This window comes from Enterococcus sp. UD-01 (assembly GCF_044909655.1).
GTDB lineage: Bacteria > Bacillota > Bacilli > Lactobacillales > Enterococcaceae > Enterococcus_L.
Genome location: NZ_JBIYEU010000003.1, coordinates 226308 through 240661, shown reverse-complemented (window position 1 = coordinate 240661; position 14354 = coordinate 226308). Strand labels below are relative to the sequence as shown.

14 protein-coding genes and 2 other annotated features are annotated in these 14354 nt (G+C 41.8%); all 14 genes read left to right on the top strand.

Going from position 1 to position 14354, the window contains the following annotated elements; all coding sequences use genetic code 11:
- The first annotated feature begins 144 nt into the window (after positions 1 to 144).
- The 14 genes from ABH902_RS04795 (at position 145) to trpA (ending at position 14345) form a co-directional block, all read left to right on the top strand.
- Positions 145 to 1092 (top strand): ABC transporter permease, encoded by a 948-nt coding sequence (locus ABH902_RS04795; protein WP_404589413.1) that lies wholly within the window; start codon positions 145 to 147, stop codon positions 1090 to 1092.
- Positions 1089 to 2057, top strand: coding sequence for an iron chelate uptake ABC transporter family permease subunit (locus tag ABH902_RS04790; protein WP_404589412.1), 969 nt, complete (start codon positions 1089 to 1091; stop codon positions 2055 to 2057). Before ABH902_RS04795 ends, ABH902_RS04790 begins: the two co-directional genes overlap by 4 nt.
- Complete coding sequence (locus tag ABH902_RS04785) at positions 2054 to 2812, top strand: ABC transporter ATP-binding protein (RefSeq protein ID WP_404589411.1); 759 nt, start codon at positions 2054 to 2056, stop codon at positions 2810 to 2812. Before ABH902_RS04790 ends, ABH902_RS04785 begins: the two co-directional genes overlap by 4 nt.
- A 58-nt stretch (positions 2813 to 2870) precedes the next feature.
- Positions 2871 to 3821 (top strand): siderophore ABC transporter substrate-binding protein, encoded by a 951-nt coding sequence (locus tag ABH902_RS04780; protein WP_404589410.1) that lies wholly within the window; start codon positions 2871 to 2873, stop codon positions 3819 to 3821.
- 122 nt (positions 3822 to 3943) lie between these two features.
- Positions 3944 to 4282: a hypothetical protein gene (locus ABH902_RS04775; protein ID WP_404589409.1), complete on the top strand. Its 339-nt coding sequence runs from the start codon at positions 3944 to 3946 to the stop codon at positions 4280 to 4282.
- Between the two features lie 62 nt (positions 4283 to 4344).
- Positions 4345 to 4583, top strand: a binding site (T-box leader).
- A 118-nt stretch (positions 4584 to 4701) separates the two neighbouring features.
- Complete coding sequence (locus tag ABH902_RS04770) at positions 4702 to 6351, top strand: peptide ABC transporter substrate-binding protein (RefSeq protein WP_404589408.1); 1650 nt, start codon at positions 4702 to 4704, stop codon at positions 6349 to 6351.
- Positions 6352 to 6362: 11 nt separating this feature from the next.
- A complete protein-coding gene (pepT, locus tag ABH902_RS04765) occupies positions 6363 to 7604 on the top strand; it encodes a peptidase T (RefSeq protein ID WP_404589407.1) in 1242 nt (413 codons plus the stop codon).
- A gap of 67 nt (positions 7605 to 7671) precedes the next feature.
- Positions 7672 to 7898, top strand: a binding site (T-box leader).
- Between the two features lie 199 nt (positions 7899 to 8097).
- A complete protein-coding gene (gene trpE, locus ABH902_RS04760; protein WP_404589406.1) occupies positions 8098 to 9462 on the top strand; it encodes an anthranilate synthase component I in 1365 nt (454 codons plus the stop codon).
- Positions 9459 to 10052: an anthranilate synthase component II gene (locus ABH902_RS04755; RefSeq protein WP_404589405.1), complete on the top strand. Its 594-nt coding sequence runs from the start codon at positions 9459 to 9461 to the stop codon at positions 10050 to 10052. Before trpE ends, ABH902_RS04755 begins: the two co-directional genes overlap by 4 nt.
- A complete protein-coding gene (gene trpD, locus ABH902_RS04750) occupies positions 10036 to 11049 on the top strand; it encodes an anthranilate phosphoribosyltransferase (RefSeq protein WP_404589430.1) in 1014 nt (337 codons plus the stop codon). The genes ABH902_RS04755 and trpD overlap by 17 nt, the downstream gene beginning before the upstream one ends.
- Positions 11050 to 11808, top strand: a complete 759-nt coding sequence (gene trpC, locus ABH902_RS04745; RefSeq protein WP_404589404.1) for an indole-3-glycerol phosphate synthase TrpC — start codon at positions 11050 to 11052, stop codon at positions 11806 to 11808.
- Positions 11805 to 12398 (top strand): phosphoribosylanthranilate isomerase, encoded by a 594-nt coding sequence (locus tag ABH902_RS04740; protein ID WP_404589403.1) that lies wholly within the window; start codon positions 11805 to 11807, stop codon positions 12396 to 12398. The genes trpC and ABH902_RS04740 overlap by 4 nt, the downstream gene beginning before the upstream one ends.
- Positions 12391 to 13584, top strand: a complete 1194-nt coding sequence (trpB, locus tag ABH902_RS04735) for a tryptophan synthase subunit beta (RefSeq protein WP_404589402.1) — start codon at positions 12391 to 12393, stop codon at positions 13582 to 13584. Before ABH902_RS04740 ends, trpB begins: the two co-directional genes overlap by 8 nt.
- The gene (gene trpA / locus ABH902_RS04730; protein ID WP_404589401.1) at positions 13581 to 14345 is read left to right on the top strand and encodes a tryptophan synthase subunit alpha; all 765 of its coding nucleotides are present in this window, start codon (positions 13581 to 13583) and stop codon (positions 14343 to 14345) included. The genes trpB and trpA overlap by 4 nt, the downstream gene beginning before the upstream one ends.
- Positions 14346 to 14354 lie beyond the last annotated feature (9 nt).

Here is a 14354-nt window from a genome sequence, read left to right as displayed (position 1 = left end):
TTGCTTTTCTCAGAAAATTCGCATAGACTAATAGATAAGAATGAAAATCATTCTCAATTAAGAAAAATTAATAGATCGTTTATCAAAATTAGAAACGATCTGTTTTGGTAAACGTGAGTTCAGTTAGAAAAATGGAGCAGGTATATGAAAAAATTAGGTCTATTTCTTCTTTTACTCGTGTTGGTTGGGTTGTCAATTTTTATTGGAGTAAAAGATATTTCTTTGTCACAGCTGTTTTTTGGCGATGCACAACAGCGGCTGGTCGTCTTGACTACAAGAGTACCCCGCACGATTAGTCTGGTCATTGCCGGCAGTACGATCAGTATTTCAGGATTGATTATGCAGCACTTAACGCAAAACAAGTTCGTTTCGCCAAGCACTGCGGGAACTATGGATAGTGCACGATTGGGAATCTTGGTTGTGATGGTGCTCTTTCCCAGTGCGCCCTTATTATTTCGTTCGTTTATTGCCTTTTTATTCGCGTTTGGAGGAACCTTGCTGTTCATTTATCTGACACGTTTTTTGCCAGCTAAAAATCAAGTAATGATTCCACTGATCGGGGTAATGTTCGGTAATATTATTGGCTCGATTGCTACCTTTTTTGCTTATCAGTTTCAGCTGGTGCAGAATATGTCTTCTTGGCTGCAGGGGAATTTTTCAACGGTTATGAAGGGCAATTATGAGCTGCTTTATCTGACAATTCCATTATTAATCATTACGTATTTGTTTGCGTATCGCTTTACGGTGGTTGGTATGGGCGAGGATATGGCGACAAATTTAGGATTGAATTATCAGCGTATTCAGCTTTTTGGCTTGGGAATTGTGGCATTATCCAGTGCGGTTGTCTTGATTATGGTAGGCAATATTCCATTTTTAGGTGTCATTGTTCCTAATTTGGTTTCTATGCGTTACGGCGATCATATGAAAAATACATTGGGGATCACAGCCTTTGGCGGCAGTATTTTCCTGTTAGTATGTGATATTTTGGCACGAGTGATTATTGCGCCGTATGAAGTGCCGGTCAGCGTGGTCGTTGGCGTATTAGGCAGTATCATATTTATTGCTTTATTGATGAGGAGGAAAACCGCATGAAAAAATTCTTCCAATCTTCTACTGCAAAAATTATTTTTTTACTGCTGGCAGTGTTGGCCGTCTGTGCCTTGTATTTAACCTATCAGACTTATGGCAATTGGGCGTTTGCTTTAGAGCTTAGAGGGCGAAAATTATTAGCGTTTGTATTCGTGGGCATGGCGGCAGCTTTTTCAACGATTAGCTTTCAAACGATGACCCAAAATCATTTTTTAACACCAAATATTTTAGGTTTGGACGCATTATATGTCTTTATCCAAACGCTGCTGTTTTTCTTTTTAGGCGGACAACAGCTTTTGGGACAGGAAACGATCGGAACATTTTTGTTGAATGTTTTGCTGATGGTTGCTGCCAGTATTTTCTTGTCCCGTTTCTTGTTGAAAAAAGGCAGGAATGATTTGTTCTTATTATTGATGGTCGGGATTATTCTAGGCACCTTTTTTAATAGTATCAGTACCTTTTTACAAGTAGTAATGGACCCTAATGAGTACGATCTGCTGCAAGGGAAATTATTTGCCAGCTTTGGCAATGTCAACAGTCAGTATTTGCTGATTGCTGGAGCTGCGATTGTTGTATTGACAGGTTTTTTGTGGGTGAAAAGCCATACGCTGGATGTTTTGCATTTAGGCAGCGAGCAAGCGACCAGTTTAGGTGTCGATGTTCCCAGATTTCAGTTCATCTTGTTAACAGTGATTAGTGCTTTGATCGGTTTTTCAACTGCCTTAGTAGGACCGGTTACTTTTTTAGGATTTATTGTCGCAAATATGAGTTATCAGCTGATGGGTACCTATCGGCATCGGGAATTATTTTTAGGGGGAAGTCTGTTATCGATTTTGTTGCTGGTTTTAGGGCAATTTTTAGTAGAGCAGCTTTTCCAGTTGAATACGACACTAAGTATTGTGATTGAGTTTGGCGGCGGGATCTATTTTGTTGGAAAGATTATCAGTGAAAGGAAGCAGCGCGGATGATTGAAATAAAAAACGTATCAAAAAGATATGGTGAAAAAATTGTTGTCTCAGAAGTTCAACTGCCTATTACAGAGCAAAAGCTAACAGCGTTTATCGGGCCAAATGGTGCTGGTAAAAGTACGCTGCTTTCGATGATGAGTCGTTTGATTCCCAAAGACACAGGCGAGATTTATCTGGATCATAACGAAGTGAAAACATGGAAGCAAAGTGAATTATCCAAGAAATTATCTATTTTAAAACAAACAAACGGCATCAATTTAAAGATTACGGTGCGTGAGCTGGTTAATTTTGGTCGTTTTCCTTATAGCAAGGGACGCTTGAAAAAAGAGGATCATGAAAAGGTTGAAGAAGCAATGTCCCGCTTAGGATTATTGGATTTAGCGGATGAATTGATTGATACTTTATCCGGCGGTCAGCTGCAGCGCGTGTATATTGCTATGGTTTTGGCGCAGGATACGGATTATATTCTGTTGGATGAACCATTAAATAATCTGGATATGAATTTTGCTGTGCAGATGATGCAGACCTTGCGACGTTTAGTGGATGAGTTTGGTAAAACGGTAGTGATTGTGCTGCATGATATTAATTTCGCGGCCAGCTATGCAGATGAAATCGTCGCAATGAAAGACGGTCGCCTTTTTACTCATGGTAGTACTGAAGAAATTATCCAATCAGAAGTATTAAACAAATTATATGATATGAACATTCGAATCTGTGAAATCGAAGGAAAAAGATTCTGTATGTATTTTAGTTAGTAAGCTGTTTTATTATTTGGTAGTAAAAATTAAAAAAACAATATATTGGAGGAAAAGAATGAAAAAGAAAATTTTGGCTATGGCAGCAGTATCGATGGGCGCTTTATTAATTTTGGGCGCTTGCGGAAGTAACGAAAAGAAAGCTTCAGAAGATTCTTCAACAGAAAAAGAAACAACCATTAAAGTAGAGGATTCCAACGGGACAGTAGAAGTTCCCAAAAATCCGAAAAAGGTTGTCGTATTTGATAACGGCTCATTAGACACGATTGATGCACTCGGTGCTGGCGATACGGTTGCTGGCGTGCCGACGAAAAATCTACCGCAGTACTTAGAAAGTTATAAAAAAGTCGAATCAGCTGGCGGCATTAAAGAACCAGATTTGGAAAAAATCAATAAGATTAAACCGGATTTAATCATTATTTCTGGACGTCAAAGAGACTTCCAAGATAAATTAAGCAAAATCGCACCAACGATCTTCCTTTCAGTGGATGCCAAAGATACGTGGAATTCGACTAAAAAGAATATTGAAACCTTAGCGACCATTTTTGATAAGGAAGATGAAGCGAAAGATAAAATTGATGGTTTAGAAGCAGAGATTGCGGATATCAAAGAAAAAGCTGAAGCCAGCGACAAAACAGCATTAGTTACTCTAGTAAATGAAGGGCAGCTTTCTGCATATGGTCAAGGCTCTCGCTTTGGCATTGTTCATGACACATTTGGGTTTAAACAAGCAGATGATGCAATTGAAGCTTCTACTCATGGACAAAGTGTATCTTATGAATATGTATTAGAAAAAAATCCGGATATCTTATTCGTGGTTGACCGGACTAAAGCTATTGGCGGCGACGATACAAACGATAACGTAGCAAATAATGAATTGGTGAAACAAACTAATGCTGGTAAAAATAATAAAGTGATTTCTTTACAGCCGGACGTATGGTATTTAAGCGGCGGCGGGTTAGAATCTACGCACTTAATGATTGAAGATGTGAAAAAAGCTCTGGACTAAGAGTAGATAAATTGGAAGGGTAGAACAAAACGAATCTTATGTTTTGTTCTGCGCTTTTTTTACTTCCATAGTTTTAATGCTATAATAAACGAAATGTATGAAAAAAATGGAGGGGATTGGGTATGAAAACTGCAGCACTTGTTTATCAAAGTACGCCCATGCTAGGTGCGAGTCCGTTGGCTACAGGAAATATAACGGGGATGTTTAAGCAAAAGAAAATAGTAGCTGCATTAAATCAACAGTTGCAACAACAAGGCTTGGAATGGCAGGTTAATTTAGATCAGTTTGAAGCGGATAGCCAGCAGCTAATGCAGGAGAATCAGGCTCTTTTATGTGTGCCGGGGCTGCAAAAGCAATTTGATCTGGGCGCGTTTGATGCACAGAATATTTTTTATTTTGATTCTCTTGATTATTATAATTTAGATGTGAAAAAAGCGGTCTCTTTTTTAGCAGCCCGCTAGTTTTTTCAGTTGACGACATCAGGAAAGTTTGTTATGATACTGACAATCATTATCTATTAAAAATAAATGTGAAGAGAAGGAAAGTATTTTTAGAACGCTTTAAGAGAGCCTCTGGGTGGTGAAAAGAGGCAGCTGGGCTAAAAAGAAAATGGCCTTTGAACAGTTCATTTGAGCTTTGGGAAAAGTAAGGGTGAGACAGGTGCGCCTGTTATAGCGCTACAGTATAGTTTTTTGTACTGGAATGAGTGGGCTTTTCAGCCAACAAAGGTGGTACCGCGATGCGCAAGCTTTCGTCCTTTTTTAGGATGAAGGCTTTTTTATTGTTTATTTTCAAAAGCTGAAGGTTGAAATAACAATAGCTGAGGGTCTTCTTCCATTTTTAAAATAGCTAATGGTAATTATTTCTTAGGAGGAAGAGTATGAAAAAGCAATTAGTAACAACGGGAATTATTTTGGCAGGCTTATTTTTAGCGGCATGTGGAAGCAACAGTGACAGCAAAGAAAAGACTGATTCGGGAAAAGCAGTAGCAGCGGAAAGTCAAAAAATTACGATTAGCTCTCCGGCACCGCTATCTACTTTAGATACAACGCAAACAACAGATAAAAATACTTTTACAACGGTACAGCATCTTTTTGAAGGGTTGTATCGCTTTGATGATGATAGTACACCGATTCCTGGATTGGCAGAAAAGGTTGATATCAGTGAAGACGGCTTGACGTATAAATTTACTTTAAAAGATTCAATCAAATGGAGTAATGGTGAGCCAATTACTGCGCAAGATTTTCTATACTCCTGGAAAAAACTAGTGACGCCCGCAACAATTGGTCCCAATGCTTATCTTTTAGATAACGTGAAAAACAGCCTGGCTATCCGCAATGGCGAAAAATCTGTGGATGAAATCGGGTTGGAAGCGCCAAATGATAAAGAATTTATCGTTACCTTAGAGCAGGCACAGCCATCATTTTTAACGATTGTATCCATTGGCTGGCTAGCTCCGCAAAATCAAGCCTATGTTGAAAAACAAGGAAAAAATTACGCAGCGGACAGTGAACATTTACTTTACAGCGGACCGTTTATTTTAACCGATTGGGATGCTTCTTCGGATACCTGGACGTTAAAGAAAAATCCGGAATATTACGATGCGGATGCAGTGAAGCTGGAAGAAGTAAAGGTGAACACAATCAAAGATGAAAATACCGGCATTAACTTGTATCAGTCCAAAGAGCTAGATTTAGTTCGGATCAGTGGACAATACGTCCAGCAATATAGCGATGACCCGGGCTATGTTACACATATGGATGTTGCTAATTACTATCTAGATTTCAATAAAAAGGACGGTTCTCCGCTGACCAATGTTCATTTGCGCAAAGCAATTAGTCAAGCAATCGATAAAGAAGCGTTGGCCAAGAATGTCTTAAATGACGGCTCTAAACCGTTGAATGGTTTAATCCCTAGCGAACTGTACAAAAATCCGGATACTTCTGAAGATTTTCGGGCTTTTAGCGGAGATCACAGCAGCTACGATGTGAAAAATGCACAAGCAGAATGGAAAAAGGCGCAGGCAGAAGTAGGCGATAAGCTGAAACTATCTCTATTAGTTTCTGATGATGACAACGGCAAAAAAATCTCCGAATATGTACAAAGTCAGCTGCAGGAAAATCTTAAAGGCTTGGAAATTACCATTAACGCACAGCCCCGTAATAACGTTTTACAAACACGTAAAGACAAAAACTACGAATTATCATTATCGGGCTGGATTGCCGGCAGCAGTGACTTAGATTCCTATTTTAACCTGTATGCCGGAAAATCAGCGTATAATTACGGTGCTTATGAAAATACAGAGTACGATCAGCTGATTACTGCGGCGAAAACAGTTCATGCAAACAAACCAGATCAACAATTTGAGGACTATAAAAAAGCAGAGACAATTTTATTGGATCAGGAGGCTGCACAGGCACCGTTATACCAAAGTGCCTCCAATTATTTAATCAACAATAAAATTAAAAACATCAGCTATCACTTATATGGCGATTACTTTAATCTTAGAACAGCATATTTGGAAGAGTAGGTGAATAGGCAATGAAGCAGCAATTACTTGAACGTTTTCTACGCTATGTCACTATTAATACACGTTCAGATGCACGAAGTACACAAGTACCGACCACGCAAGGGCAAGCTGACTTTGCGCATATCTTGGAACAAGAGCTGGCAAAAATCGGTCTTGCTGATATCCGCTACAACGAAGCAAATGGCTTTTTAACCGCCGAACTGCCGGCTACTAAAGGCGTAACAGCACCTGCGATTGGCTGGATTGCTCATTTAGATACAGCGGATTTTAATGCAGAAAACATTCAGCCGCAAGTGATTGAGCATTATGACGGACAAGATATTCTGTTAAATAAAGCTTTGGGAATTGTGATGCGGACGGCGGAATTTCCTCATTTGCAGGAATATATAGGACAAACATTAATTACAACGGATGGTACCACGCTGCTTGGAGCAGACGATAAAGCCGGTATTGTAGAGATTCTGGCGGCCGTAGAGTATTTGGTCGCACATCCGGAGATTGTTCATGGCAAAGTCTTAGTGGCTTTTGGACCGGACGAGGAAATTGGTCGCGGCGCAGATCGGTTTGATGCGGCGAATTTTCCGGCAGCTTTCGCTTATACGGTAGACAGCGGACGTGTCGGCTGTTTTGAGTATGAAACGTTTAATGCTGCACAGGCCGTGATCACAATTGAAGGAACCAGTGTGCATCCGGGTACAGCTTATGGAACGATGGTCAATGCCATTAAGCTTGGAGAAATGCTGGACAGTCGCCTGCCGCAGACTGAGGTGCCGGAACAAACACGTGGCTACGAAGGCTTTTACTTATTGACTAAATTTTCCGGCAGTCTGGATTATGCGGAGCTGACCTACATTATTCGTGATCATGATAAGACTCTTTTCGCCAAAAGAAAACAAAAGCTAGTGCAGTTGGTTGCTGAATTGAATGCCTCCTTTGATAAAGAGCGGCTGACGATTACAATAAACGATCAATACTACAACATGAAAGAGATCATCGAAAAAGACATGACGCCTGTTGATTTAGCTGTACGAGCGATGAAAAATCTAGAGATCAAACCGCAAATACAGCCCTTTCGCGGAGGTACGGACGGGTCTAAAATTTCTTTTATGGGCATTCCTACACCAAACTTATTTACTGGTGGTGAAAATTTTCATGGACAGTATGAGTTCATTTCTTTAGAAGCGATGGAAAAAGCTGCCCAAACGATTGTAGAAATTATTAAGGAAAATGCGCTTCAAACAGGGAAAAAATAAAAAAAGTTTGACGTTGTTAAAAAAATAGTTGACAAAATTAGAATTTTCTAATAATATAATGACTAATACAAATGCTTTGAGAAAGAGGAGTAACAACACAGAAACTTTTCAGAGAGCTGATGGTGGTGAGAATCAGTAAGAACTGTGCTGCGAATGGACTTTCGAGCGAGATGCTGAATCTAGTAGGTATTTCCGGGAACTCCCGTTATAGAGTAAGGTCGTTGATGGACGACTGATAAGAGGAAAGAGTTTCTTTCAAACTTGAGGTGGCACCGTGAATTTTTCGCCCTCAAACTGCATGTTTTATGCGGTTTGAGGGCGTTTTTTATTTATGTAGAGCCAACGGAAGCAGAGAAAGAACAGAACTTTTCAATGAGGTGGTACCGTGGATAAATCTATTCGCCCTCACAAAATGACTTCGGTTGTTTTGTGAGGTTTTTTGTTGTAGCCAATTGTCGAACAAGGAAGAAAACACAAAGAAAAGAGGGAGCATATGCAGAAAATAAAAGAGATTCAGGCGGATTATTTAACCGCAGTGTCTGCATTTTTAAGAATTACAGGAAAAAACAAATGCCTGCTGGAAAGTATTCCCAGAGATAAAACCAAAGGGCGCTATTCCATTATCGCATGGGATCCGGTCACTGAAATTACCTTTTACGACCAACATTTAACTATTGATGGTCAAACTAAAAAGGTAAAAGATCCGCTGCAAGAAATTGCCCGGTATGTGTTAAAGCCGGAAGCGTTAGCAGACGAGCTGCCCTTTCAGGGAGGGGCTATCGGCTATGTTGGGTATGATGTGATCGCTTGCTATGAAGAGCTGGGGCAGCTACCGATGGATGAATTGAACATTCCTGATATTCACTTTTATCTGTTTGATTCCTTTTTAATTTTCGATCATGTCGGTGAAACGATTTTTCTAGTAGAAGCCAATACGTATTCTCAGCGATCGGAAGAACAGCTGGCACAAGCCTTGGAAGAAAAAAGTCGCGAGCTGCAGCAACCTAACAACGCAGAACAAAAAACAATTAATCTGGCTCAGCTTAATTATCAAAGTAATTTTACACAAGCAGCGTTCGAGCAGTTGGTGGAAAAAGTAAAACAATACATTGAGCGGGGCGATCTATTTCAAATGGTTCCTTCTCAGCGCCTGTCAGCCCCTTTTACAGGAGAACCCTTTGATTATTATCGCCGGCTGCGGGTGACGAATCCCTCCACCTATTTGTACTTTTTGGATTTTAACGAGACGGTGGTTATTGGCTCTTCGCCGGAAAGTCTGGTAAGCGTGAAAAATCAGCTAGTCACAACAAATCCCATCGCCGGAACGAGAAAGCGCGGCCAAACGACAGAGCAGGATGCGATGCTGGCTAAAGAGCTTTTAGAAGATGAAAAAGAAAGAGCTGAGCATATGATGTTGATTGATTTGGGGCGTAATGATCTGGGCTGTGTGAGTGAAGTCGGTACGGTAGAGGTGCCTGTTTACATGACGATTGAAAAATACCGATTTGTAATGCATCTGGTGTCAGTTGTGACCGGAAAATTGAAAAAGGATTGTTCTGCTATGGATGCCTTGCGAGCAACCTTACCGGCTGGAACAGTTAGCGGTGCTCCGAAAATTCGGGCGATGCAGCGGATTTATGAACTGGAACCCGTCAAGCGAACGATTTATGCCGGTGCTGTGGGGTATTTATCGAAAAATGACGAAGCTGATTTTGCGATTGCGATTCGAACAATGGTCATTCATCAAAAAAGAGCGTATGTACAAGCCGGTGCGGGCATTGTTTATGATTCTGATCCGACTAAGGAGTACGAAGAAACGCTGCAAAAAGCTAAAGCCTTGTTGGAGGTGAGCTCATGATTTTACTGATTGATAATTATGATTCTTTTACTCATAATCTGGCCCAGCTGTTAGGGCGAACGCATGCAGTAATGATTTGTCGCAACGATGATCCGCAGGTTTTTCAAGCTGCTGAGCAGGCTGCTGCAATTGTACTTTCTCCGGGACCGGGAACGCCTGCGGAAACGGGTTATGTAGCGCTAATCATTCAGCAATTTTATCAGAAAAAGCCGATTCTTGGGATTTGTCTGGGGCATCAGACAATTGGCGCAGTCTTTGGGGGAGAAGTGATTCAAGCGAAAAACATCCGCCATGGCAAGCAATCAACAATCACCATTAGTCCAGCGAGTCGTCTGTTAAAAAAGGTTCCCAAACACACACGGGTCATGCGCTATCATTCCTTAGTGTTACAGGAGCAGGAGTTACCGCAGGCTTTTACTATTACAGCACGAGCAAATGACGATCAGGAAATCATGGCGATTGAGCATCAACACTATCCGCTGTTTGGCTTACAATTTCATCCTGAGTCAATCGGAACACAGTACGGAGCAGCAATACTTCAAAATTTCATTGAATTAACGGAGGAATATGATGATGAAAACAATTTTTGAAAAAGTTTATCAGCAGGAGCATTTAACCCATGAGGAAGCGAGTTGCATAGCTGAGCTGATGTTCGAAGGGAAGCTGACGGATAGCCAAATTGCGGCGTTTTTAACTGCCTTAAAATGTAAGGGAGAAACGGCCGCAGAAATGGCAGGAATTGCGCAAACGATCCAGCAAAAGGCGCTGTCCATTGAATGCCAGCAGGAGAATGTAATGGATAATTGTGGAACTGGTGGGGATCAGTCCGGCAGCTTCAATATAAGTACGACGGCTGCATTTGTCTTAGCTGCTGGCGGCGTAACGGTAGCTAAGCATGGAAATCGCAGTGTTTCCAGTAAATCAGGCAGCGCAGATATTTTCGAATATTTAGGAGTAGAGATTAAGCTGACCTCAGAAAAAATCAGCTTTTTGCTTAATGAGGTGGGCTTAGCTTTTCTATTTGCCCCCCATATGCATCCAAAAATGAACTATGTGATGAACGTAAGAAAGGAACTGGGAACACCTACGATTCTCAATCTGATCGGACCATTAACGAATCCTGTCGCTTTAACTTCACAGTTGATGGGAACTTATCGGCGCGATTTATTGGAGGAAACAGCGGAAACTTTGGGACATTTAGGTCGGCGACGTGCAGTGGTCGTTAATGGCTTTGGCGGAGTGGACGAAGCAACCTTAGCCGGTACGACACATTTTGCTTTGCTGGAAGATCAGACGATTACGATGCATCAGTTTGAACCGGAAGATCTGGGCTTTAAACGTTTACCTTTAGCGGCTATTCAAGGCGGCAATGCTAAGCAGAACACGGAAATTTTACTTTCTGTCTTGAAGAATCAGGCAAGTCCTTATTTAGACACAGTTGTTTTAAATGCGGCTTTAGGCTTTTTCAGTAATGGTAAAGTAGCTACGCTTAAAGACGGCGTCGTACTGGCAAAAGAATGTCTAGACAGCGGTGCGGCCTTGGCTAAATTAGAGCAGCTAATCCGTCTGCAAAAGGAGGTCGCTTAAATGAATTTTTTAGAAAAAATAATTCAGGTCAAAGTAAAAGAAGTAGCAAACATGCCCTTAGAAGCCCTTCAGCCCCTTCGTTCGACGTATTCTTTTTACCAGCGAGTCAAAGAGCAGCCAGAGTATATGCATATTATCGGTGAAGTCAAACGTGCTTCTCCTTCAAAAGGGGATTTTCATCTTTCTGTTGATATCTGTGAACAAGCATTGGCTTATGAGCAAGCAGGTGTAACGGCGATTTCTGTTTTAACGGATGAGCAATTTTTCAAAGGCTCTATTGAAGATCTGCGTCAAGTGGCAAAGCGGGTAACGATACCGGTATTATGCAAAGACTTTATTATTGATAAAAAACAGCTAGTTCGGGCCCGCAATGCCGGCGCAACAATGGTGCTGCTGATCGTGGCCGCTCTTTCCAGAACAAAGCTAGAAGAGCTTTATAACCAAGCTCGTGATTTAGAGCTTGAGGTACTGATGGAGGTTCATAATGAAACAGAGCTGGCGATTGCCCAGCAGCTGGATGCGCAATTAATCGGTGTAAACAACCGTGATTTAAAAACTTTCGAGGTTGCTATTGAGGTCAGCAGGAGCCTTGCTTCGCAACAAACAACAGATGCTGTGTACATCAGTGAATCTGGCTTTGCAACAGGGGAGCAAGTGGCACAAGTCAAAGCAGACTATCAGGCTGTATTGGTAGGAGAAAGTCTTATGCGCAGTGGCGAGCCCCAAGCCAAGGTTCAAGAATTGCGGGTGAAAAGATGAAGGTAAAAATATGCGGTTTAAAAACAACAGAGCAGGTAAATACAGCAGTGGTCAATGGTGCAGATTACTTAGGCTTTGTCTTTGCTGAAAGTAAACGGCAAGTGACACCGGAACAGGTTCGCAGTATAACGACTCACGTTCCGAAAAGGATTAAAAAAGTCGGAGTCTTTGTATCGCCGGAAAGAACCGAGGTTGAACGAATTATTCAACTGGCTGGTCTGGATTTGATACAGCTTCACGGAAAGCTGAAAGCGATCGAGTATTCTGTTCCTTGGATTCAGGCCTTAGCGGTCGGTCAGGAACTGGAGCCGGCTGCTACAGCGGAATATATCTTATTTGATGCACCACCTAAAGAATTTATGGGTGGAAATGGCAAACCGTTTGACTGGCAAAAGCTGGATGTGAACAAATGGCGAGATAAGAAGATTTTTATTGCCGGAGGCTTAACTGCTCAAAACGTTCAGGAAGCGAGAAGAATATTTCAGCCTTATGCAGTAGATGTCTCTAGCGGCGTGGAAACAAAGGGTGAAAAGGATAGCGCAAAAATTGCAGCTTTTTTGAAAAAAGCAAAGGAGGAAAACAATGTATAATCAGCCAAAGGAAGGATTTTATGGAAATTACGGAGGTCAATTTGTCCCGGAAACATTAATGTATGCAGTCAAGGAATTGGCAGAGGTTTATGAAGCTTCAAAAACAGATGAAACCTTTCAGCAAGAGCTGGCGTATTATTTGAAGCAATATGTAGGACGTGAAACACCGCTCTATTTTGCTGAACGCTTAACGGATTATGCCGGCGGTGCGAAAATTTATCTGAAAAGGGAAGATCTCAATCATACCGGTGCGCATAAAATCAACAATACAATTGGTCAGATCTTACTCGCTAAAAAGATGGGTAAGAACAAAGTTGTTGCCGAAACGGGTGCAGGTCAGCATGGGGTTGCAACAGCAACGGTAGCCGCTTTATTCGGTATGGAATGCACGGTTTTCATGGGTGCGGTGGATGTAGCACGCCAAGCACTGAATGTTTTTCGGATGGAGCTGTTAGGTGCTAAAGTAGTTAGTGTCACTTCAGGAAGCGAAACGTTAAAAGATGCAGTGAATGAAGTGCTACGTTTTTGGGTAGCGAATGTTGAGGATACACATTACGTTATGGGCTCTGTGTTGGGGCCGCACCCATTTCCCGAAATTGTTCGTGATTATCAAAGTGTCATTGGCCTTGAGGCACGACGTCAATTTATCGAAGCAGAGCAAAAATTGCCGGATGCTGTAGTAGCTTGTGTGGGTGGCGGCAGTAATGCGATGGGCATTTTCTATCCTTTTATCAATGATGAAACCGCGTTGATCGGTGTTGAAGCAGCCGGTTTAGGTTTGGAAACAGATCAGCATGCAGCCACTATTACGAAGGGAAAAACAGGCATCCTGCATGGAGCAATGATGAAGTTGCTGCAGGATGATCATGGTCAAATCTTAGAAGCCTTTTCGATCTCAGCAGGTTTGGATTATCCTGGCGTAGGACCGGAGCATTGCCATTTAAATGACGCAAAGCGCGCCAGCTATGAATCAGTAACTGATGAACAAGCGTTAGCGGCATTTGAATTATTATGTCGAACGGAAGGGATTATTCCCGCGCTGGAAAGTGCGCACGCAGTTAGCTACGCCGTTGAGCTTGCGCAAAAGCTTGGCAAGGAACAGCAGATCATTGTTTGTCTTTCTGGACGCGGAGATAAAGACGTACAGCAGATCAAAGCATTAGTTGAAAAGGAGGCAGCGCAATGAAAACATTAACGAAAGTATTGACTGAACAACAGCAGGCCGGCAAAACGATTTTTGTTCCTTACATCATGGTAGGAGCACAGGGTTTGGAACGGCTGGCAGAAGAAATTCAGCTGCTCAGTGAAGCAGGCGCCAGCGCTATTGAGCTGGGAATCCCCTTTTCCGATCCGGTGGCAGATGGTCCTGTCATTCAAAAAGCTGGTTTAAAAGCTTTGGAAAAGCAAGTAACGCTGGAAAAAATTATTGAAACATTGACAAAAATTACGACAACAACACCTTTAGTGATAATGACGTACGTCAATCCTATTTATAGCTTTGGCTTGGAGCGTTTCGTTCAGGCTTTGGCAGCTACGCCGGTGCAAGGGCTGGTTATTCCCGATTTACCTTACGAGCATCGCGATCTTTTAGCTCCTTTATTGGACGAAAATGATCTGGCACTTATTCCGCTGATCGCTCTGACGACTCCGAGAGCACGAATGACTGAATTAATTGCAACGGGTGAAGGCTTTATTTATGCAGTTGCAGTGAATGGTGTTACAGGAACGGACAGAGAATATCAAGAGGCATTGGATGAGCATTTGGCGTATATTCAAGCAATCAGCGATAAGCCGGTACTAGCTGGCTTTGGCATTTCCAGTAAAGAGCATGTAACACGTTTTAGAAAAAGCTGTGCAGGCGTGATTGTCGGTAGTAAAATTGTCCAGCTGCTGGATGAAGGGAAAAATGCGGAAGTACGTTCTTTTGTCAAAGAACTAATTGGTTAAACAGAAAAA

Bases quoted from the DNA above. Each gene is read 5' to 3' on its own strand.
- ABH902_RS04775 (WP_404589409.1), top strand. From the start codon at position 3,944: ATGAAAACTGCAGCACTTGTTTATCAAAGTACGCCCATGCTAGGTGCG.
- ABH902_RS04795 (WP_404589413.1), top strand. From the start codon at position 145: ATGAAAAAATTAGGTCTATTTCTTCTTTTACTCGTGTTGGTTGGGTTG.
- trpA (WP_404589401.1), top strand. From the start codon at position 13,581: ATGAAAACATTAACGAAAGTATTGACTGAACAACAGCAGGCCGGCAAA.
- pepT (WP_404589407.1), top strand. From the start codon at position 6,363: ATGAAGCAGCAATTACTTGAACGTTTTCTACGCTATGTCACTATTAAT.
- trpC (WP_404589404.1), top strand. From the start codon at position 11,050: ATGAATTTTTTAGAAAAAATAATTCAGGTCAAAGTAAAAGAAGTAGCA.
- ABH902_RS04780 (WP_404589410.1), top strand. From the start codon at position 2,871: ATGAAAAAGAAAATTTTGGCTATGGCAGCAGTATCGATGGGCGCTTTA.
- ABH902_RS04755 (WP_404589405.1), top strand. From the start codon at position 9,459: ATGATTTTACTGATTGATAATTATGATTCTTTTACTCATAATCTGGCC.
- ABH902_RS04770 (WP_404589408.1), top strand. From the start codon at position 4,702: ATGAAAAAGCAATTAGTAACAACGGGAATTATTTTGGCAGGCTTATTT.
- trpE (WP_404589406.1), top strand. From the start codon at position 8,098: ATGCAGAAAATAAAAGAGATTCAGGCGGATTATTTAACCGCAGTGTCT.
- ABH902_RS04740 (WP_404589403.1), top strand. From the start codon at position 11,805: ATGAAGGTAAAAATATGCGGTTTAAAAACAACAGAGCAGGTAAATACA.
- ABH902_RS04790 (WP_404589412.1), top strand. From the start codon at position 1,089: ATGAAAAAATTCTTCCAATCTTCTACTGCAAAAATTATTTTTTTACTG.
- ABH902_RS04785 (WP_404589411.1), top strand. From the start codon at position 2,054: ATGATTGAAATAAAAAACGTATCAAAAAGATATGGTGAAAAAATTGTT.
- trpB (WP_404589402.1), top strand. From the start codon at position 12,391: ATGTATAATCAGCCAAAGGAAGGATTTTATGGAAATTACGGAGGTCAA.
- trpD (WP_404589430.1), top strand. From the start codon at position 10,036: ATGAAAACAATTTTTGAAAAAGTTTATCAGCAGGAGCATTTAACCCAT.